General features: G+C 31.8%; 20 protein-coding genes. 5 read left to right on the top strand and 15 right to left on the bottom strand.

Features of this window, described 5'->3' with window-relative positions; translation table 11 throughout:
* The first annotated feature begins 13 nt into the window (after positions 1-13).
* Complete coding sequence (locus tag CELAL_RS05260; RefSeq protein ID WP_013549876.1) at positions 14-2,641, top strand: RNA polymerase beta'' subunit family protein; 2,628 nt, start codon at positions 14-16, stop codon at positions 2,639-2,641.
* 115 nt (positions 2,642-2,756) lie between these two features.
* A complete protein-coding gene (locus CELAL_RS05265) occupies positions 2,757-5,225 on the top strand; it encodes a hybrid sensor histidine kinase/response regulator (protein ID WP_013549877.1) in 2,469 nt (822 codons plus the stop codon).
* On the opposite strand, the gene CELAL_RS05270 is transcribed toward CELAL_RS05265, so the two are convergent.
* From CELAL_RS05270 to CELAL_RS05325, 12 genes are all read right to left on the bottom strand, one after another.
* Complete coding sequence (locus tag CELAL_RS05270; protein WP_013549878.1) at positions 5,200-6,552, bottom strand: sigma-54-dependent transcriptional regulator; 1,353 nt, start codon at positions 6,550-6,552, stop codon at positions 5,200-5,202. The two genes, CELAL_RS05265 and CELAL_RS05270, sit on opposite strands and share 26 nt — an antisense overlap.
* A 153-nt stretch (positions 6,553-6,705) precedes the next feature.
* The gene (locus tag CELAL_RS05275) at positions 6,706-7,008 is read right to left on the bottom strand and encodes a hypothetical protein (protein ID WP_013549879.1); all 303 of its coding nucleotides are present in this window, start codon (positions 7,006-7,008) and stop codon (positions 6,706-6,708) included.
* A gap of 353 nt (positions 7,009-7,361) precedes the next feature.
* Entirely contained in the window at positions 7,362-7,664 is a 303-nt protein-coding gene (locus tag CELAL_RS05280) for a hypothetical protein (protein ID WP_013549880.1), read from the bottom strand.
* Positions 7,665-7,993: 329 nt separating this feature from the next.
* Positions 7,994-8,296 (bottom strand): hypothetical protein, encoded by a 303-nt coding sequence (locus CELAL_RS05285; protein ID WP_013549881.1) that lies wholly within the window; start codon positions 8,294-8,296, stop codon positions 7,994-7,996.
* A gap of 324 nt (positions 8,297-8,620) precedes the next feature.
* Positions 8,621-8,923, bottom strand: a complete 303-nt coding sequence (locus CELAL_RS05290) for a hypothetical protein (protein ID WP_013549882.1) — start codon at positions 8,921-8,923, stop codon at positions 8,621-8,623.
* 368 nt (positions 8,924-9,291) lie between these two features.
* Positions 9,292-9,597 carry a hypothetical protein gene (locus tag CELAL_RS05295; protein ID WP_013549883.1) on the bottom strand — a complete coding sequence of 102 codons (306 nt, stop codon included), beginning with the start codon at positions 9,595-9,597 and terminating at the stop codon, positions 9,292-9,294.
* A gap of 202 nt (positions 9,598-9,799) precedes the next feature.
* Complete coding sequence (locus tag CELAL_RS05300; protein ID WP_013549884.1) at positions 9,800-11,347, bottom strand: DUF4301 family protein; 1,548 nt, start codon at positions 11,345-11,347, stop codon at positions 9,800-9,802.
* The gene (locus tag CELAL_RS05305; RefSeq protein WP_013549885.1) at positions 11,344-11,907 is read right to left on the bottom strand and encodes an AAA family ATPase; all 564 of its coding nucleotides are present in this window, start codon (positions 11,905-11,907) and stop codon (positions 11,344-11,346) included. The genes CELAL_RS05300 and CELAL_RS05305 overlap by 4 nt, the downstream gene beginning before the upstream one ends.
* A complete protein-coding gene (gene pnuC / locus CELAL_RS05310) occupies positions 11,871-12,500 on the bottom strand; it encodes a nicotinamide riboside transporter PnuC (RefSeq protein WP_013549886.1) in 630 nt (209 codons plus the stop codon). Before pnuC ends, CELAL_RS05305 begins: the two co-directional genes overlap by 37 nt.
* The gene (locus tag CELAL_RS05315; RefSeq protein WP_013549887.1) at positions 12,484-12,744 is read right to left on the bottom strand and encodes a thiamine-binding protein; all 261 of its coding nucleotides are present in this window, start codon (positions 12,742-12,744) and stop codon (positions 12,484-12,486) included. The genes pnuC and CELAL_RS05315 overlap by 17 nt, the downstream gene beginning before the upstream one ends.
* A gap of 11 nt (positions 12,745-12,755) precedes the next feature.
* A complete protein-coding gene (locus CELAL_RS05320) occupies positions 12,756-13,349 on the bottom strand; it encodes a hypothetical protein (RefSeq protein ID WP_013549888.1) in 594 nt (197 codons plus the stop codon).
* Between the two features lie 6 nt (positions 13,350-13,355).
* Complete coding sequence (locus CELAL_RS05325) at positions 13,356-13,988, bottom strand: 4'-phosphopantetheinyl transferase family protein (RefSeq protein WP_041557543.1); 633 nt, start codon at positions 13,986-13,988, stop codon at positions 13,356-13,358.
* 77 nt (positions 13,989-14,065) lie between these two features.
* Between CELAL_RS05325 and ahcY the strand changes: the two genes are divergently transcribed.
* Complete coding sequence (gene ahcY, locus CELAL_RS05330; protein WP_013549890.1) at positions 14,066-15,382, top strand: adenosylhomocysteinase; 1,317 nt, start codon at positions 14,066-14,068, stop codon at positions 15,380-15,382.
* 80 nt (positions 15,383-15,462) lie between these two features.
* Positions 15,463-16,569, top strand: a complete 1,107-nt coding sequence (locus tag CELAL_RS05335; RefSeq protein WP_013549891.1) for an SDR family oxidoreductase — start codon at positions 15,463-15,465, stop codon at positions 16,567-16,569.
* Between the two features lie 53 nt (positions 16,570-16,622).
* Here the strand turns inward: CELAL_RS05335 and CELAL_RS05340 are convergent, their stop codons facing one another.
* The 3 genes from CELAL_RS05340 to CELAL_RS05350 form a co-directional block, all read right to left on the bottom strand.
* Positions 16,623-17,645: a phytase gene (locus CELAL_RS05340; RefSeq protein ID WP_013549892.1), complete on the bottom strand. Its 1,023-nt coding sequence runs from the start codon at positions 17,643-17,645 to the stop codon at positions 16,623-16,625.
* Positions 17,646-17,715: 70 nt separating this feature from the next.
* Positions 17,716-20,580, bottom strand: coding sequence for a TonB-dependent receptor (locus CELAL_RS05345; protein ID WP_013549893.1), 2,865 nt, complete (start codon positions 20,578-20,580; stop codon positions 17,716-17,718).
* Between the two features lie 167 nt (positions 20,581-20,747).
* Complete coding sequence (locus CELAL_RS05350; RefSeq protein WP_083807781.1) at positions 20,748-22,085, bottom strand: tetratricopeptide repeat protein; 1,338 nt, start codon at positions 22,083-22,085, stop codon at positions 20,748-20,750.
* 114 nt (positions 22,086-22,199) lie between these two features.
* On the opposite strand from CELAL_RS05350, the gene CELAL_RS05355 reads away from it, so the two are divergent.
* Positions 22,200-22,541 carry an ISAon1 family transposase N-terminal region protein gene (locus CELAL_RS05355; protein WP_013548878.1) on the top strand — a complete coding sequence of 114 codons (342 nt, stop codon included), beginning with the start codon at positions 22,200-22,202 and terminating at the stop codon, positions 22,539-22,541.
* Positions 22,542-22,547: the final 6 nt, after the last annotated feature.

Below are 22,547 nucleotides of genomic sequence, written 5' to 3' on the forward strand. Positions count from 1 at the left end.
GCAATAATTTGGTATGCAGCTAAGATTTGGTGCTATAATTCTAATTCTACTACTCCAGCAGGGTATTTATGGTCAAACAATTGAAGGAAAAATTGTTGATGAATCAGGAACACCAATAAACTTCACAGTGATTACTGCAAAAAATAGTGAAGCTAGTAGTATAGTTTTAGCATATGGGATTAGCAATGAAAATGGGCACTATAAATTAGAATTAAAAAAAGATATTGACTCTTTAGTTTTAGAATACAAAAATCCAAAATATTTCGATAAAATTATTAAAATTACCAATAGTGACAAAGGTGAAAATTTAACTAGTACTATTACATTAGTAGAAAATCTAACAAAATTAGAAGAAGTCGTTGTCTACTCTAAACCAACATCGGTAATAGTTAGCAAGGATACTACTACCTACAAAATAGACAACTTTCTAGATGGTTCCGAAAGTGTTGTAGAAGATTTAATTAAGAAGTTACCTGGAATAAGAGTAAGTGATAATGGTCAAATATCCTTTAAAGGTGTTCCTATTAAGAGTTTACTACTAGATGGTGATGATCTTTTTGGAGAAAATTATACTATCGGAAGTAAAAATATCGATATCGAAGCTATAGAGGGATTATCCGCGATAGAAAATTATCAAGAAAATTCATTATTAAAAGATATTAAAAAAAGTAATGCGGTTGCATTAAACCTTTCTTTAAAAAAGGGAGAAACAAATTTTTCTAATGGCAGTAAAATTGGCTTAGGAATAGAAAACAAATTAGACTTAAGCAGTACTACTTTAGGTATTTCAAAAAAAATAAAAACATTTTCTACAGTAAAATATAACAATATTGGAATTGACGACTCCCCATATGATTATTTCGCTACAAATAACTACAATTTAAAAAATCTGGAAAAAAATGAAAGAAATTTGGGTAATATTCTAAATGATACAGAATTAAGCACCCAACTGCCAGATGATAGAACAAGAATAAATAGTACAATCTTTTCTAGCATAAATACCATCTTAAAAATTACGGATAAAATTGATTTAAAAGCAAATTTTGATTTAAAAAAAGATAGGCTTGAAAGAAAAATATTAACTAACCTTTCATATTTTGATGAAAATCAAACAGCAATAAATCAATCTGAAGAACTAAAAATTAAACCAAAAATTTATAACACAAAGCTTAATTTTAAATATACTCTCTCAGACAAAGAGCTCATAGAAGTAAACAGCACACTAGAGAATGATTATTTACAATCGGAAGAAAATGTTAACATTAACGGAATTTTGCAGGAAAGTTCGATTAACAGGGCCGTACATAAAAATCATCAAATTTTAAATTACACTAATAGAATTAATAAAAACACCGCATTTACTAGCAGCATATTACTGAATAATGATAAAAATATTGAGAAATTAAATATATTATCAGACTTCGAAATTGATAGCGGTATAAATTTAGAACAAACAATAAATCAGCTCAAAACTTATATAAATTTTGAAAATTCTCTTCTTCTGCATTATAATAAATTTGATATTGATATAAATTTAGGGTACTCCGAAGAGAACAATAAGTTGAATTCAAATTTAAATGCAGATCAAACAGAAGAAATACTAACCAACAAAATTGAATTTAATAAAAACCTTATATTTTTAAACAACAAATTTTCATACCGAAAAGACAAATGGATATTTAACACCTCGCTAAACTTAAATTATTTAGATCAAAACCTTCAAGACATAGAGCGATTAACTGTTAAAAATAATACTACTTTTTACATCAACCCAAAACTCAGTATTTTTTATAAAGCAAATAATAAAAGTATCATCCATTTCTCCAGCCAATATGATGAAAAAGGTCTTGATTTAGAAAATATATTTGAGAATAGTATATTTAACTCTTACAGAACATCTACCAAAAATAGTTTTGAACTTGAAACCTTGAAATATTACAGTGGTCAGCTAACATATAATTATAATGACTTTTTTAATTTGTTCCAATTAAACGCTGGAATGAATTATTATCATCAAAAAAATAATTTTTTGTCAAATATCATAATAGATGATATTAATATAGTAAATGAAAATGTTCTTAAGAATGTATATTCTGATAATATATCTTTTAACCTTTTTGCTGATAAATATATAGGCATTTTTAAATCAAATTTTAAATTTAATTTTGTTCAGAGTATTAATAATTATAGTAATGTAATTAATAGTTCTAATCTTAGAAATAACAAAGTTTCTACAAAACTATTTGAAAATAAAATTAAAACTGGTTTTGTAGGTATGTTTAATTTTGAGAATAGTTTACAAGTCCGTTATTCTACATTTAAATCAATTAGTGATATTTCTAATAAATCTATTAATAATTCTTTTAAGATTTTTTTTAGACCTCAAAAAAGATTGAATATTACAACTACTATAGATTATTATTTACCCGATAATCGAAAGGATAATAGCTTTTCATTTCTTGATTTGTCCTTAAACTATTCTACAAAAAATGAAAAAATGAAATTCTCGTTAACTTCAAGGAATTTACAATTGACTGGTAGAGACTACACTCAGAGAAATATTTCTGATATTTTTGACTCAACAACAACTATCAATTTACAAAGAGAATACCTATTACTTTCAATTGATTTTAGATTATAAATACCCACTTTACAAACAACTCCTAGTAACTTTACATTTGTTAGTAATTAATTAACACCGCAACGACAAACTTTTTTTGAAAAAAGAACGTAATTACATTAGGCCCTTTACTGTGATGAAAAAAAATAAATCTAAAAAAAAATTTACATTAAGAATCGTACTCAGTTATTTAATACTAATTGGTTTAGCGGTAATTTCTGGAATCTTTATTCTTTCAGAAATTAAGAGCTACATAGCAACGGATACTTCTGGTGAAAATGACGTAAAATTTATAAAAACAGGCTCTTTACTTACACAACTTTACGAGGCCGAAAGTTTATCTAAGCTGGCATTACAAACGAAAACCAAAGAAAATTTTACAGCGTATGCCAAAAAAATTGATGTGGTTTCTGCAGAAATAGATTCACTTAAGGAAGTGGTGGCGAGTGAATACCAAGTTAAACTTCTTGATAGCGTTCAAAAACTTTTAAAACTAAAGACCTATAACAACGAAGAATTAAGGCGATTAAAATTAAAAAGTGAAGCCAATAGCTCTCTTGATATAGCTTTAGCAAAATTTAATACTATGGAGCTTTCCTTAGGAAAAATTACACCCAAAAGTATTGCACCTAATATTGACGAATTATCGCCTAAAGCAAAGAGTGTTATTGAAAAACTTACCATTATCTTAAATGACAATGTTCCCAAAGAAACACATAGTCCACAAAAAATAGATTCTATCATAAATGCTTCACGAAACTTATTAAATGAAGCCAAAGAAAAAGATGCTTTAACGCAACGTGCTTTAGCAGAAAAAGAGCAAGAAATAAACCAAAACGATTTAGATTTATCACAACAATTAAGAAGTATTGTTAGTGCCTTTGAGCAAGAAATTATTGCCACAACTCATACCGACAATTTAAAAAAACAAGAAATTTTAAAACGTAGTACTCGCTTAGCGAGTGGTGCTGCGATACTTGCTTTTCTAACTGTAGGAATTTTTACATTTCTGATTACTCGAGATTATTGGCGTGTACAAACCTACCGACAAAATTTAGAAGAAGAAAAGAAGTTCTCTGAGTCCCTTTTAAAAAGTAGAGAACAACTTATTTCTACCGTAAGCCATGACTTACGAACCCCTCTAAACACGATTACAGGATATTCAGAATTAATGGAAAACACTAGTTTAACAGGGAAACAAATTGGCTACTTAAAAAATGTAAAATCTGCAGCTACTTATGTTGATAATTTAGTAAATGATTTGTTAGATTTTTCTAAACTAGAAGCTGGCAAACTCAAAATTGAAAATATTCCATTTTTATTACCTGATTTAATTCAGGAAACAGCGCAAAACCTAGAAGAATTTTACAAGAATAAACCCATAGAGCTTCAAATCGTAATCGATAAGAAACTTCATAAGACATTGATTGGAGATCCTTTCCGAATTAGGCAAATTCTAACTAATTTAATTAGTAATGCTTACAAATTTACCCAAGATGGTTTTATAAAAGTAGTTGCTACAGTAACCATTGAAAATAATGCTGTTTACAAAACAAGAATTCAGGTTATTGATAGCGGTATTGGTATTGAAAAAGAAAAACAAGAACATATTTTCAAAGAATTTGCCCAGGCTGATGATAGCACAGAAAAAAAATATGGCGGTTATGGCTTAGGCTTAACTATTTCTAAAAAATTAACAGAGCTTCTTCAAGGAACTATAAATTTAAAAAGCGATAAAGACCAAGGAAGCACATTTACATTTACTATTCCTTTAAAGCTATCAGAAAGTCAAATTACCTCATCAGAAAAAAAAGAAATTAACTTTAAAGAAAACAGAATTACCTTATTAATAATAGACGATGATATCGCTATGCGTAAATTGCTACAAGAGGTTTGTGAAAATTCTAATATTAATACCATTTCCTATGCTGACTTTAATGCTATTGGTTTAAAAGAAAAATTGAATTATGATGCTGTTCTTACGGATATACAAATGCCTACAATTAATGGTTTTGAAGTTTTAGAAAAACTTAAAAGTGGTGTTTATCAACATTATACAAAACAACCTATTCTTGCCATGACAGGAAGGAAGGATTTAGAAACTTCGGCTTATTTAGCTGCTGGTTTTAATACTATTCTACAAAAACCCTTTGCTAAAAATCAGTTTTTAGAATGTTTAGCTGCGTTATTCCCTGAACTAGCCAAAGAAGACAACTCTAAAGGCAAGGAAGTACACCTTAGCAACTCTACTCTGTTTGATTTAAAAACAATTACTTCTTTTCTAGATGATTCTAATGAAGGTTTAAAAGATTTGATTGACACCTTTTTAAGAGACACCGTAGATAATCTTGAAATTCTAGACAACGCTGTACTAACTAAAGATAGTGCAAGCTTAAATGCAACCTCTCATAAAATGCTTGCCATGTTTAGACAGTTAGAAGCCAAAGATTCTATTGCGATCCTTGAAACTTTTGAAAAATTAAAAGATGGTGCTATAAGTGACAAGGAACTTAAAATGAAATATCAACAATTAAAAAATAATATTATAGCACTTACACTTGCTTTAAAAGCTGATAAAACTATAAATCCAGATTATACAGGTTAATTTTATTATATAAAGTTTTACGCGTCACTTTCAATAATTTCGCTGCTTTAGATTTATTGAAGTTAGTTTCTTTTAAAGCTCTTATAATTTGATCTTTCTCATAAGCATCTTTAGAGAAATTTTCACTTTCTACTTTTTTATTTCCTTCAAAAAGTTCTTTTGGCAATACATCTGTTTGAATTATATCTCCTGTAGTTAGGAGTACAGATCTTTTTATAATATTCTGTAATTCTCTTAAGTTACCTGGCCAATGGTATTGATTAAAAACAGCAGTAGTCTCATCTGAAAAACCTAATACACGTTTATCAAGTGACTTATTTGCTTTATCTAAGAAAAAATCTGCAAACAAAGGTAAATCCTCAAAACGCTCTTGTAACGAAGGTGTTTCAATAGAGAACTCATTAATTCTGTGGTACAAATCTTCTCTAAATGTTCCTTTCTCAACAGCCTCTACTAGATCTTCATTGGTTGCCGTTATTACACGAACATCAACAGACACTTCTTTTGTACTACCAACACGCTTTATTTTACGCTCTTGAAGCGCTCTTAAAAGCTGAATTTGATTCTCGTAAGATAGATTCCCTATTTCATCTAAAAATAATGTCCCGCCATTTGCAGCTTCAAAATGACCAATTTTATCTTCTATGGCACCCGTAAAACTCCCTTTAACGTGTCCGAAAAATTCGCTTGTAGCAATTTCTTTAGGGATGGCTCCACAGTCTACCGCAACAAAACTAAAATCTTTTCTTTTACTTGTATCATGAATTGATTTTGCAGTAACTTCTTTACCTGTTCCACTTTCCCCCGTGATGAGAATAGACATATCTGTAGGCGCTACCAATTTTATATATTCATGTAACTTTTTAGAAGCATCACTAATGCCTTTAATTCCATTACCAACATTAAGCGTTATTTTATCTTGAGCTTCCTTTTCATTACTTTCTGCAACCGTCTCTACTTGCTTTACTTTTTGGTTTAAAGCATTCTCTACAAGCATTACCATTTCTTCTGGAGTAAATGGCTTAGAAATATAATCAAAAGCACCTTTTTTCATTGCCGTAACAGCTGTAGAAACTTCTGCATAGCTCGTCATTACAAGAACTGGAATCTTAGAATTGATAGCCTTTATATCTGACAATAACTCTATTCCGTCATAATTTGGCAGGCGCAGGTCTGTAATGACCATATCAAAATCTCCACCTTTAAATTTTTTCTTAGCATCTTCAGCTGTAAAACTTGCTTCTACATCATATCCCTTCTTTGCTAAAAAACGTTGTAACATTTGACAAAAAGCAGCATCATCTTCAATAATTAAAATTCTAGGCATAAACTAAGTGTTGTGATCATATATACGTACGTCAAATATACCTTATTAAGACTGATGAATTTGTTTAAAATTATCATAAAAAAGAAAGGGACTGTATTAAATACAGTCCCTTTCAACCAAACTAACGTGATACAAATCAGTTACTAAATTACTTTACATCTCTATCCAATTTCCGCTCTCATCAGCATAAAGTGTACCTGTAGTACCACCTTCTAATGAAACATCTATTTTATATTGTTTTTGATCATTTACATATACCTTATCGATCGTTGCGGATGGATAGCTGGTAGACACCGCTGTTGCAACTGCTTCAGGCAATTCTGACATTTCAATCTCTGAAAAACCATCTTGTGTTGCTGAAACAATTACTGTTTCTTCTACTGCAGTTTCACTAGGTTGTGCAAATGCGGTAAAACCTACGAATGTAAATACGGATGCTAAAATTAATTTTTTCATGTTATATATTTTTAAAGCGTTATTAATAATTAAACTTATTACTTCTATTGAAAATATAATGCCGAAAGCTAAATACCACACATTTAATGAATAAGTAACTGTATTTCAGATACTTAACAAACTCTGGTTAAATTACCGATTGTGTATATCTGAGTAATACCTATGCGTATTGGGTAATTTCTACACAAGACTTTCAATGATCAGACTTATGTTTTTATTTTAGATTTTGTACTAAAATCGCAACTAAACTAAAAAGAGAAATAATAGCATACCGACTCTAAACAAAAAAAGGGACTGTATAATAATACAGTCCCTTTTTAACCAAACTAGTGTGATATAAATCGATTTATCGATTACATCTCAATCCAATTCCCGTTTTCATCAGCATAAAGAGTACCTGTAGTACCACCTTCTAATGAAACATCTATTTTATATTGTTTTTGATCATTTACATATACCTTATCGATCGTTGCGGATGGATAGCTGGTAGACACCGCTGTTGCAACTGCTTCAGGCAATTCTGACATTTCAATCTCTGAAAAACCATCTTGTGTTGCTGAAACAATTACTGTTTCTTCTACTGCAGTTTCACTAGGTTGTGCAAATGCGGTAAAACCTACGAATGTAAATACGGATGCTAATATTAATTTTTTCATGTTATATGTTTTTAAAGTGTTATTAATAATTAAACTTATTACTTCTATTGAAAATATAATGCCGAAAGCTAATAACTATACTTTTAATGAATAAATAACTGTATTTCAAATACTTAACAAACACTCATTAAATTACTGATTGTGTATAGTTGAGTAACAACCAAGCGTGTTGGGTAATTTCTACACAAAACATTGGTTTACCAAGTTCCTTTTGCCTTCTAGGTATACCATCAAAATAGTAGCTATAATGTCTAAATAAAAAAGGGACTGTATAATAATAATACAGTCCCTTTTTAACCAAACTAGTGTGGTACAAATCGATTTCTCGATTACATCTCAATCCAATTCCCATTTTCATCAGCATAAAGAGTACCTGAAGTACCGTCCTCTAATGAAACTTCTAATTTATATTGTTTTTGATCATTTACATGTGCTTTATCGATCGTTGCAGATGGATAGTTGGTAGACACCGCTGATGCAATTGCTTCTGGTAATTCTGACATTTCAATCTCTGAAAAACCATCTTGTGTTGCTGAAACAATTACTGTTTCTTCTACTGTAGTTTCACTAGGTTGTGCAAATGCGGTAAAACCTACGAATGTAAATACGGATGCTAATATTAATTTTTTCATGTTATATGTTTTTAAAGTGTTATTAATAATTAAACTTATTACTTCTATTGAAAATATAATGCCGAAAGCTAATAACTATACTTTTTACGAATAAATAACTGTTTTTCAAACACTTAACAAACACTCATTAAATTACTGATTGTGTATACCTGAGTAATACTTATGCGTATTGGGTAATTTCTACACAAAACATTGGTTTACCAAGTTCCTTTTGCCTTCTAGGTATACCATCAAAATAGTAGCTATAATGTCTAAATAAAAAAGGGACTGTATAAATACAGTCCCTTTTTAACCAAACTAGCGTGGTACAAATCGATTTCTCGATTACATCTCAATCCAATTCCCATTTTCGTCAGCATAAAGAGTACCTGAAGTACCGTCCTCTAATGAAACTTCTAATTTATATTGTTTTTGATCATTTACATGTGCTTTATCGATCGTTGCAGATGGATAGTTGGTAGACACCGCTGTTGCAATTGCTTCTGGTAATTCTGACATTTCAATTTCTGAAAAACCATCTTGTGTTGCCGAAACAATTACTGTTTCTTCTACTGCAGTTTCACTAGGTTGTGCAAATGCGGTAAAACCTACGAATGTAAATACGGATGCTAATATTAATTTTTTCATGTTATATGTTTTTAAAGTGTTATTAATAATTAAACTTATTACTTCTATTGAAAATATAATGCCGAAAGCTAATTAACACACATTATAAACACAACTAATTGTATGTCAGGCATTTAAAAAGAGCTTGTTAATTAACTGATTGTGTATAGTTGAGTAACAAACAAGCGTGTTGGGTAATTTCTACACAAGACTTTCAATAATCAGACTTATTTTTTTTTTAAAATTTTGGACTAAAATCTTCTTCTATAAAAATTAAACGTAAAAGTATCTATCCTTTTGCAGGTAATTTTTAGGCAAAAAAAAAAAAGAGCTGCCCCCGCAACTCTTTATCCAAACCAAACTAACTAAATTTATTTACTAACAAAATCTTACATATCTAACCAATTCCCTTCGGCATCGGCATATAATTCCATATTCTCCCCAGTTTCACTAGTTACAATTAATTTATATTCTGCTTCTTCGTTTACAAATGCTTTAGCAATTGTAGCTCCTGGGAAATTTTTCCCTAGGGCTGCAGTAATCTCTTCTGGTAAAGCGTCTATTTTTATTTCCGAGAAATCTTGAGCAAATATTCCTTCCATTATTCCATCATGAAAAATTGGAGTAGTTTCTGTTGCTGTTATCGTTCCTAAACTTCCTATGGCTAATGCTGTTGCAAATACTAACTGTTTCATATATCGTGTAATTAAATTCTACATCTGTTTTTTAAACTCGATTAGGATAAAGAAATAATAGTGCCAAAATTTTAAAAAAGAAAAAATCCCTGTAAATCATTGATTTACAGGGATTTTAATATTAAACAAAATAAACTACATGTATATTTGTGTATCTTTTACTTAAGAAGTGTGTAAAATAGATACACTTTTAGTGTACCCATTATTTACGAACTTGATGAGATTCTTTTAATAAGTCATTTACCGTTTTCACAGGATTAAAAGTCACTAGAGGCACCTCTACAAAAATAGTATTCCAAAAAGCCATAGCTCCATTCCATAAGCCAGGAAGTTCTAATGCTTTTAGTTCTTTTCCATCTTTTGTCTTATCAGTAATAAAACCTTGCTTAACATCTACGAAATTTATTAAGTTGAATTTCTCCCCCTTAAAATTCTTTACACCACAAACTAAATCTACAGGATTAAAATGAGTAGCATTTTTTAGAATATTCATCTGGCTTACATTAGAGGCATCTATTTGTGCAGATTCTATTATTTGAAGAGAGATATTCCCTTTAGTATCTTTTATCCAAAATGGGCCACCTCCTGGTTCGCCTTCATTTTTAACCATTCCACAAATACGAATTGGTCTATTAATTTTATCAATAAGGATTTCTATTTGCTGAGCAATGGTATAACTTTCGAAGTTATCAGAAAACCTAGCATTCAAATCTTTCTCTAAAAAAGATTTAATTTCCATCATTAAATCAAAATCTAAACTAGATTTATGCTCTAATTGTGTCGCATACTTAAAAGCCTTCTCTTGAAGCCTTACTAATAAGCCTCCTAACACTTCTTTGCTAGCAGCTACTTTATCTATATTTCTAGAAGGAACTACATTATCAATATTTTTGATAAATATAATATCTGCATCCTGTTCATTTAAATTTTCAATAAGTGCTCCGTGTCCTCCTGGTCTAAATAACAAGGTACCGTTCTCCTCACGAAAAAGTTCATTATCCATAGTCACCGCTATCGTATCTGTTTGGGCTTTTTGAAAAGAGTAACTTATATCATAAGAAGCATTAGTTTCTGTAGAAACGCGTTCCTTAATAGCATCAAACTCCGCATTAAACATTTCACCATGTTGTTCAGATATCGTAAAATGTAATTTTGCTTCGCCACCTGCAGTCGCATATAGTGCCGCTTCTTTTAAGTGTTCCTCAAATGGAGTTGCTGCATAGTCTCCATAATTGTGAAATGGCAATAAACCTTTAGGATAAAAACCGTAATTTAAACCTTGCTCACTAAGCATTTCATTTACAAAAAGAAATAACTCCTCTCCTTTGGAATTGAATTTACCATTTATTCGTTTTTGAATTATTTCATAGAATGGAAAATTTATTAATCTCTCCGAAAATTTCTCAATATCCTTATCTCCTGTTCTCTTAATGTAAGCATCTAATTCTTCTTCTTGAGGATTATATTTACCTAAGAAGCTAAAGAAAGCTTTAAACATTCTAGAAGCTGCTCCTGATGCTGGAACAAATTTTAAAAGTGAATTACTATTTTTTGCAGCCTCAAAAGCCTCAATAAGCTTATGTTCATCTTCTTCGGTGAACTTTAAAATTCCCTCGCCCACAACTGCTGCTTTATCTAATTTAACAAATGGGATGCCTTCTTTAAAAGTCTCTATTTGCTTTACAACCTTCTCGGCCGCTATTCCTTTAGAAATTAGTTGTTGTTTGTCTTGGTTTGAAAATGCTGTCATTGGTTTAGTAGTGTATTTATGTGTTCAATTGCTGTTTTTAATCTTGTTGCTTTATCCCCTCTCAGGATAATATATTTGCGATTATACCGATCAAGAGTATCTTTAAAATATTGAAACATTTTCTCTCGTTCTAGCGGTTTATCCCGCAGATCATCCTCTTCCCATGGCACATCAATATAAGTCAAAAAATATAAATCATACTTATTTTTGAGTGCATATTTATCTAAAACAGGATCACAATGTCCAATATAATACGCTTCCGAATATACTTTTGTTTCCAATAAATCTGTATCGCATATCAAAACTTTATTAGCTTTTTTGGCAAGTTTGTTTTCCAACTTCATTTGTCCCGCTGCAATAGGCAACAAATCTTTGGGCTCACAGGTTTTTTTTTCTTCGTTCCATTTATCCTGTAAATATTCTCGCGCATATTCCGGAACCCAAACCGAGTTATAGTAACGCGCCAGTTGTCCGGATAATGTAGTTTTTCCTGTAGATTCAGGTCCGAATAAAACTATTTTTATTACGTCTGAAGGTTCTTGTTTAAACTTTTCTTCCATGCAGCATATCCAAAAATTGCAATAAATGTAAATATAAGATACTGAAGGCTTGTGAACGTAAAGCCTTTGTAAAAATAAAGGGGAACTGAGATTACATCTCCGATGATCCAATATAACCAATTTTCAACTTTTCTTTTCGCCATTAACCACATTCCAACAAAAAAGATAGCTGTAGTTACAGTATCAACATATGCCGTCCAGCTTGTCCATTTATCAAAAACCTGATATACAACGAATACAAAAACGATAGTAGAAAAAAAGATTATTGCCGATATTTTATGTTCTTTTAATGTTGTTTTAGAAATAGGAGTCGTATGCTCTTTATCTACCTTACGTGTCCAAATATACCAACCATAAACACTCATGATAAAATAATAAACATTAATCATCATATCTCCTAAAAGACCCCAAATAACTAATAAGTATACAAATATTGCAGTACTTATCATCCCCGTTGGGTAGACTAAAATGTTATTTTGTTTTGAGAATACTACCGATAATAGCCCAAATAGTACTGCTATAATCTCTAAAACAATATGATGTGTTTCATAGCGCGCATATTGCTCAAAGAAAAAATTAAAAATGGGGTTCATAATCGCTTCGGTCAGATTTAACGATTTTCATAAACAACAACCCTTTATCCATTAACTCAAAAGCTTCCTTAATCTCATTTTGAAGTAAAGACATTACCTCATCATATTCTCCATATACTTGAGTACTTAATGGGTTCTCTAATACCGTTAAGCCTGATGCTCTTAATTTTTTTATAAACTGAATAATCACCGGTTCAAAAGTATCTTGTAATGGTGATAAAGTAAGCTCTACTGAAATGTTCATTTTAAATACTTTTAATTAAATACAATCTCGTTGGTTTTCTGTGTTAAAACTTCTCCTGACTCTAGTGTAATATTGATTGTAAATATCGCTTGATCAGGGATATTATCCGTACGTACTAAATCAACCAAAAAATTTACCCTCCAGTTTTCCCTGGCTTGAAAATATTCTTTAAGATCAACACCAGAATCCGCGTAATAATCAAACACCGTAAAATTAGCGGTGACATCTGTAGTAACCTGGCTATCAACATCTAAAACTAAAATTTCTATATCACGTAAGGGATCTAGGTAAATATATTCTGGCTCTTCACAACTACAAGCTAATGCGGAATTAAAGCCAAAACCACTGAGCTTGATTCCTGGTGTATTTTTAGCAATCTGATTTTCTTCTGCGACCACATATATTTCTAATCCGAAGGCATTTTTATATAAATCATTTTCTGATGTACTGTTTTGGAATCCTGAAGTGTCATACGTCGTTAAATCAACTGCAGTATAGCTAACTTCAAAAATAGAAGCGTCATCACAATTACAAGGTTCTGTACAAGCCGTAAAAATAAATTGAATACTATACAGAAGGCAAAGTGCTATTATATTCTTTTTCATTTTTAATTATAGTTTTACAGAATACACACAAGTGTAACCTTCAAATTCTAAAAAATCTACGGAATAGGAAGAATTTACACCCTCATACATAATCTCAGCAATAGATTCCCCATCCTCTAAATCAAATTCTTTTACATCAATATGCTGTAAAAAGCTCAATCCTTTTTCTGAGTAGATTTTATATAGTGCTTCTTTAGCTCCCCAAACAATGGTTAATTTTCTAATGATAGCATCAGAATTTGCAAGTGTCCTGTATTCTTCTGGTTGTGTAAACTTATGCGCAATTTTCATTATTTTATCGCGCTGCAACTCTATATCTATCCCTACCTCATCTGTTAGCGCTACAATTATTCCTGTAAAATCATGAGAATGTGTTATAGAAATATGGTTCCCATCCTTTAAATGTGGTTTACCATTTGCATCATAATATAAATCATGATCAACATAACCAGCTTGTGCTAGTAGGTGCCTAATACTCAGAAAACCCCTTCTATGCGCTTCAGACTTCATACCCACTAATCTGTTTGCACAATTATCCGTAAGTACAATTCCCTTAGCTAGTTGGTCCTCAGACTCCGTTACTTGCCAGATAAAAACTGTAATACTAGGTGTTACTGTAATTGTTTTGTAAAGAGGCATTGCTTTTAGTACCTTTGCAATCACTAAATTTTTAGTGATAAAATTGCTATTTAACGAAAGTAAAAATAAAAAAGGATATGAGCACTAAAACTGTTTCTTATATACCTAACAAGGTAAAAGATATTACACTAGCAGACTGGGGTAGAAAAGAGATTAACTTGGCTGAAGCTGAAATGCCAGGATTAATGTCATTAAGAGAAGAATATAAAGATGAGCAACCGTTAAAAGGCGCTCGTATTGCTGGTTGTTTGCATATGACTATTCAAACAGCTGTTCTAATAGAGACTTTAGTTGCCTTGGGTGCTGAAGTAACTTGGAGTTCTTGCAATATTTTCTCAACACAAGATCAAGCTGCTGCTGCTATTGCTGCTGCAGGAGTTCCTGTTTATGCTTGGAAAGGTATGAACGAAGAAGAATTTGATTGGTGTATTGAGCAAACTTTATTTTTCGGAGAAGACCGCAAGCCATTAAACATGATTTTAGATGATGGTGGCGATTTAACTAACATGGTTTTAGATAGATATCCTGAACTTGCAAAAGGCATTAAAGGTTTATCTGAAGAAACAACTACAGGTGTTCACAGATTATACGAAAGAGTTAAAAATGGTACGCTTCCAATGCCTGCTATAAATGTAAACGATTCTGTTACTAAATCTAAATTTGATAATAAATACGGGTGTCGTGAGAGTGCTGTAGATGCTATTAGAAGAGCTACAGATACAATGCTTGCTGGAAAAAGAGTTGTTGTTGCTGGTTATGGTGATGTTGGTAAAGGTACCGCTGCTTCTTTTAAAGGTGCTGGTTCTATAGTTACCGTTACAGAGATTGATCCAATTTGTGCTTTACAAGCTGCAATGGATGGTTTTGAAGTGAAAAAATTAGAAACAGTTGTAGGTAATGCTGATATTGTAATTACAACTACAGGAAATAAAGACATTATCCGTGCTGAGCATTTTCTTGCCATGAAAGACAAGGTTATTGTTTGTAACATTGGCCATTTTGACAATGAAATTGATATGGCTTGGTTAAACGGTAATTACGGTCATACAAAAGACGAAATTAAACCACAAGTTGATAAGTATACAATTGATGGTACTGATATTGTTTTATTAGCAGAAGGACGTTTGGTAAACTTAGGTTGCGCAACAGGGCATCCTAGTTTTGTAATGAGTAACTCATTCACCAACCAAACACTTGCACAAATAGAACTTTGGAACTATACAGATAAATACAAAAACGACGTATACATGCTACCTAAACATTTAGATGAAAAAGTAGCTGCATTACACCTTGCTCGTTTAGGAGTAGAACTTACTGAATTAAAACCTGACCAAGCATCTTATATTGGTGTAAAAGTTGAAGGCCCTTTTAAACCTGAGTATTACAGGTACTAAAACAATAACTACTGAAATCAAAATCCTTATTTTTCATTAAATAAGGATTTTTGATTTTTTAAGCTTACACCACCCATCTAATGAATATACTTTTAACAGGAGCAACCGGAACTTTAGGTTCTAGAGTATTATTTTCACTTATAGAACAACGCTTTGACACTATTGAGCGTATTTATCTTCCTGTTCGAAAAAGAGCCACTATATCCCCTGAAAATCGCATAAAAAATGTTATTTCAAGTGAATATGCTCCAGAATTTATCCAGAAAAATAAGGCTGAAATCTTCAATAAGATTAGCGTTATTAATGCAGATGAATTACTAAATCCAGAATCTTTTCTAGGCACTAAAAATCACATTGATTACTTTATTCATTCTGCAGGCTTTGTAAACTTATCTACAGACCCAAATGCAAAACAAGAAATATTTAAAGAAAACTTACAGTTCACAAAAGATATCTTTTATGCTTATCACAAGCACATTACCAAATTTGTTTACATCAGTACTGCTTTTGCAGCAGGCAATATAGGCGGATTACTAAACAATGATTATTCTCTTTTAGAAAGCAATAATTACCGCAACCATTATGAAGCTTCTAAACATGCTTCAGAAAAATTTTTAATAGAAGCCGGGAAAGAAAAAAATATTCCAATTCAGATATTAAGACCAAGTGTTCTAGGCGGTAATATTTTAGAAAGCCCAAATTACTTTATCTCTAAGTATATGGTTTTCTATCTCTTTGCAAAATTTTTCAACAACAACATTTCTGATGATGCTGTACGTATTACCACCACCGCAACAACAGGATTAAACATTATCCCTACAGACTATGCCGCACAAGTCATTGCTAAAGTCATCTCTACAGATATTGAACAATTAAACATTGTACACTCCAAAGAAACAAATATGATGAAAGGAATTACTAAAATACTAGAAGCGGTAGACTATACAAACTTCTCCTTTACAGAGGATCTAATCAATACATCTACTGGTTTTGCTTCAAAATTAGAGGCTTTTTATTACGAAACTATTGGCGTGCATTTACACCCCTATATGACTTCAAAACCTAATGAATGGGATACCACCCTTTTAGAAACTATTTTACCCATTCCAGAATACAACCTTGAAGATTATTTATCGGAAACGGTAACTTTTGCAAAAAATAAAAAATTTAGAAACCAGAAATGGTAACATAAAAAAGGCTAACTATTAAAAGTTAGCCTTTTCTAATTATTAGAATTTTACTACTGCTCAATACCTAGCTTTGCCAAGTCATAGAAGAAGAAATCTTTCTCGTCATTCATTGCTACAAATAATCCATTTTTAAAAGTTGAATTTAATGGTATGGTGACTACCTCACATCCATCAGTTTCTAGGGTTGATAAATTTATTGCTTTTATAAAATCGTTTGTTTTTCTAGAAAATATATTGAACTGTCCTTTCTGCTGATCAGATACAATTATATATCCTGTTCCATCAGTATACCGTGCAATGGCAATACCTTCTATATCTTCTTGAAAAAAATCACCTCCAAAGCAACTAATTTCCTTATCTCCCATTGCTGGTTCTGCATGATATTTACGGATTCCATGTTGTTCGTCTGAATAATACACAAACCCTAATTCAGAATCTACCGCAATGGCCTCAATTTCTTTTTTACCACTGAATTTACCAAATTTTCTAACTAATGTTGATGTAATTACTCCTGTAGTATCAGCATTAATTTTATACTGATATAAATAGTCATCTTCCGGACCTTCTTTGCGACTCACAATAGCATAGAGCGTACTATCTTTTGGCGAAGAATATAAGCTAATCCCCATAGGATAGGTAAATGCCACATTTGTTTCATCCTCAAACACTTTAAAACCACCATCATCTAAAGGTTTCATATCTGGAACAGAAAACATTCTAATTTGATTTTTCTCTCGCTCGGTGAACAAAATAACAGCGGTCCTTACTGAATCATTCACCTTAAATCCATATGCCAGGTCAACATTATTAGGTCTTTGAATGTTCCTTATAGTCTTATTTTCTATAATTTTCCCTTCTAAATCAAAAGCATAAATAGCACCGTTAGTTTCTTTATCCGTACCAAAAACAATACTCTTTGATGCATCATCAGGATTTACCCAGATTGCAGGGTCATCTGTATCATTCAAAGTTTTTTCTGTTTTAATATCTGGAGAAATAGCTGGTAATTTATCTGATTTACAAGAAGTTAAAAACAAGAAAGGCAATACACTGTATACTAGTAATTTTTTCATCTTAAGATTTATATAAATTAAGATCACTCAAGAATAGAGCGGTCTTTAAAATGGTGAGAGAATTAATTATTTATTTTTTAAACACATCATATTTTAAACCGACAGTAAAACGCTGTCCGTAATACTCCATCTGCTGCGTGCGTTCTTTTACGCCTTGAAAATAGCGTAAGGGCTGATTGGTAATATTATTTAAACCAGCATACAAACTAAGACTTCCATTAATCTGGTAACTCGCATTAAAATCTAAGAAAAATTGCGTATCATAATACCTATCTTCAAAATCATTCCCACCTAATTCATCAATATAAGAATCTGTGAAGTTACCTGATAACCTCGCAGAGAATTTTCTATCATTGTACGCTAATGAAGCATTGAATGTATTTGGTGTGGTGTTGGGTAAATCTACGTCTTCTCTTTCATCACCATCTTCATTTATAATTCCACTTGCTGAAGAAGTAATGAATGAATAATTTAAATACAAACTGAAATTTCTAGCAAAACCTGGTAAGAAATCTAACTGACGTTGGAAAGCAAATTCTGCACCTAATATAGTTGCTCCCTCTCCGTTTAAAGGCTGATACACTTCATAACCCGTTGTTCCTTCACCATAAACATCATCCGTAGTTTCACCTACAAAAGTGTAAATAAAGTTGTCTAAATCCTTATAAAAAACACCTCCTGAAAGCAAACCAACACTCTCAAAATAATGTTCTGCCATGATATCAAAATTCATAGAAGTTGTAGCCTCCAAACTAGGGTTACCTAATATAATTTCATCATCACCAGATACAATATCAACAGAGGGAACCAAATCTGCATAATTAGGTCTTGCCAAAGTATTTGTCCATGCAAAACGCACTATTGTAGCGTCAGAAGCAGAATATTTAAAATGTAAACCTGGCATTATGTTCGCATAAGAACTCTCTTTTGTAATTTCTCCAGCTAAAGTATCTTCATCTAAAATATCATTACCTGTGGCAGTTATATTTGTGTTTTCTAAACGCACGCCGAACAGTACATCTAACTTTTCTGATAGTTTTTGATTGGTCATCACATACCCTGCAAATACATTTTCTTTTACGTTGTAATTCTCTCTTAGATATTCATCAGGAATAGATTCACCATTTATAAGATTTAAGCTTCCTAACCATTCTTGATCAGCAAAAGAACCAATTAAATACTTACTACCTGCAAGAAAATCGCTGTCCGATAAATCTCTTGTTACCGTAGATGCTAGCGTTGGGTAGTCATCTTCAAAATCAAATTCGAAGAAATTATTATCACGAAGCTTAGTTTTTAAACGTGTTCTAGCGCCAAATTTAATAGCACCATCACCTTGACCAAAAAAATCTGAAGGCAATTCAAAATTTACAAAAATATTAAAATCTTCCTCTTTTGTAAATTGGTTCTCTTCGGTTAACTCGTCATATTCAAAATTACCTAAAGCAGCATCAGCAGCATTTTCAGCAGTCATTATAGGAAAACGAGTATCTGTATTATCATTCAATACAGAATATTCCGAAGCATAAACAATATAACGTTCATTCAATCTTTCTTCAGATGCTTTTGCAAATGAAGACATCCAATCAACCTTCAGATTACCTACTAAATGTTTACCCCCTAGACTATAATTCTGCATACGCTGATCTTCTAAGCGTCTGTTTTTGTTTCTTTTAGAATCAATTCCCCCCTTTGTTTCGCGTGTAACTTCAGCTAAAAAGCTCGTAACTTTACCATCAGTAATAGTAAAATCTCCTGACTCCATATCTTCACCATCTACCATTTCACTTTGCAATGCAAATCTATTTTCCCTATCATCCCTCCAATTATATATAGTCTTTATGAAAAGTTTATTATTCGCATCAATTTTATAATCCATATTGGCAGAAAAGCTACGTCTAATACGTTGTACCAAGTACTCTCTTTGCTCAAATACATTTGTATAAGGATCAACATCAACTTCTTCTAAAACTGGTTCTCCATCACTGTCATCAACTCCTGAATAATATTCAAATTCATCCGTCCACTCTGCTTCAACATTATCAGAACCAAAATCATTATCATTATAAGATGCAGATAACATCCAACCAAATTTTCCATCTTTACTTCTATCGCCAAGTAAAAATGATCCGTTGATAATGGGTTTATTGGTAATAACATTTATACCAGAACCCGCAGTTGCAGATAATCTAAAACCTTGAGGAGAAGTTCTTGTTACCAAATTAATAGATCCACCAAGCGCATCGGCATCCATATCGGGAGTAACAGCTTTACTCACTTCAATAGTTTGAATCATATCTGAAGGAATTAAATCCATCTGTACATTTCTATTATCACCTTCCGCAGAAGGAACACGACTACCATTTAAAGTAACTGAATTTAATTGTGGAGATAAACCACGAATAATCACATTACGAGCCTCCCCTTGATCTACTTGCATGGTAATACCTGGAATACGCTTTACTGCATCTCCAATATTAGCATCTGGAAATTTCCCAATCTGATCGGTAGAAACCACATTGGTAATATTCATATTATTTTTTTGAGTATTCAATGCCTTAGCCTGACTACTTACACCATAACTTACCACTTCTACACCTTCTAGCTCTAAACTTTTTGGCTCAATAAAAACCTCAATAGAAGTAGTTCTACCTTCCATTATTACAATATCTTGGTCTACATTAGCGTATCCTAAATAAGTAACAGACACTTTATACGCGCCTACTGGAATTTCTACAAGCGAAAAATGACCATCAAAATCTGATGTAGTTCCTTTTTTTAAAGAAGAGATTATGACTGTTGCACCTGGAACACTCAACCCATCTTCATCTGAGATTGCCCCTTCTAAATTACCATTTTGCGCTTGAATAGCAGCACTACTACAAGCAACAAATAGTAATAATAAAATTAATTTTAGAGAATAATTCGTTTTCATTTTCATTGGTTATTTAGTTCTCAAAAATATGTATATCAAGCACATAGCATGTTTATTTAATGAAAACAAAAAGGAAAGAAAATCAGAAAAACAAGGAAACAAGTAGGCAACAATAAAGGTTAATTTACATTGCGGCAACCCTTTGTAAATATTGGCTCAATAAAGCACTAAAATGAATGTAAAAAAGCACTTAATTCTTGCTTAGAATCTATGGGTAATTTTTTTCTAAGTCGATATCTAGAAACACGAACACTATCTGGTGTAAGCCGTAAAATAGATGCTATTTCTTTTGAGGAAAGGTTTAAACGCAATAAAATACTCAACCTCAATTCTGAAGGAGATAAAGAACCAGTTACCAATTTATTTATTTTCTGAATATACTCTGGATGAATTTCTTTAAACAAAATCATAAACTCATCCCACTCATCTTCTTGTGATAAATTGAAATCTATTTCTTTAATCAATCCCATAAGTTTTCTTTTCAAATCTACATTAGACCGATCCAAACAGTTCTTTAATGTGTGTGATAAATTAGAAAGCATTTTGTTTTTTTGCGATAGATGCAAACTATATCTAGAAAGTGACGTATTTTTTAAACGCACTTCTGTTTGCAGACTAAGCTCATCAGATTGAATTTTATCTAATTTTACTTTTAATAATTGCTGCTTAAGCAATGCTTCTTTCTGTGAATTTTTCCGTTTCTTCTGGAGGTAGACATACCACAAAATCATAAAAATAAGGAAGACTAAAATTAAACCCACTAATAAGGTTTTCTGTGCATTATCTACCTTGCTATTTTGTAACAAGGCTTGAATTTGCGTTTCTTTTTCTTTAGTTGCATATATAACTTGAAGTGCTCTTGCCTGATTAGAATTTTCAAGTTTTCTATTTTCTTTATCTACTTCTAAAAACCTATTTAAATTAGCATACGCTTTATCTAAATCTTCAAGTAATTGGTAATTTTCAGCAAGGTCTTTATAAGCACTTGCCTCCTCTTTTTTATTACGGATAGCTTTTGCAACAGTCAGTGATTTATTGGTATAATATAATCCCTGATCTAAAACACCCGTTTTACGGTTCACATCTCCTAAATTATTTAAGATGTTTGCTAGCCGAGCATCAAATTCTCCGGTATGATGGTGTAAAGATTTTTTAAAATAGTGCAACGCTGTAGTAAACTTTTCCAAGTCTTCATAAATACTTCCAATATTTTCATTTACTCTTGAAAGTCCTTCAGCATCTTCCAGTACGGTGTATAGTCCTAAACTTTCCTGCTGTAGCTTAAGAGCTTCTGCATAATTCTTCTTCTTTTCAAAACAGACTCCTAAATTACTTTTTAAAGATGCTAAATATGAACTAGAATTTAATTTCGTAGCTGCTACAATTCCTTTTTCAAAATAATTTTTCGCAGTGTTATAGTCCTTTAAATTTAAATGGACTTCACCTAAGTTATCTATTAAATTAAGGTATAATGTATCGTGATTTTTACCCCCTAAAAGCAACACTCCTTTATTAAATTGATTTATTGCTTCTGCATAGACCCCATTCTCTTGGCAGAATATGGGTCAAACGTAAAACTTGGGGAGAAACTTTATCTTTGACAAAAAAGTGTTTAGATTTTGGATATAGAATTAGTGCGGTATTTGTTGCCGGAAGGCGTATTGGATTACTTTGAAATTGTAAGCCATCAATCATCAGAAGGTAAGGTTCATTTTTACTTAGAAGAAAAGAACGTGCTACCCAAAGAGCACCAAACAGAATTAGCCCATTCCAAAGGCTTCTTACCGGAGATAACAGTTGAGGACTTCCCTCTAAGAGGTAAATCGGTACTGCTCCATATAAAGCGTAGGCGCTGGACTCTTATGGATACGGGAAAAATTATAAAAAGAGATTGGGGTTTAATAGCAAAAGGCACTCGGATAACCAGCGAATTTGCCTCTTTTTTAAAAGGTATCGCTTGACAATCA

Source organism: Cellulophaga algicola DSM 14237, assembly GCF_000186265.1.
Classification (GTDB): Bacteria; Bacteroidota; Bacteroidia; order Flavobacteriales; family Flavobacteriaceae; genus Cellulophaga; species Cellulophaga algicola.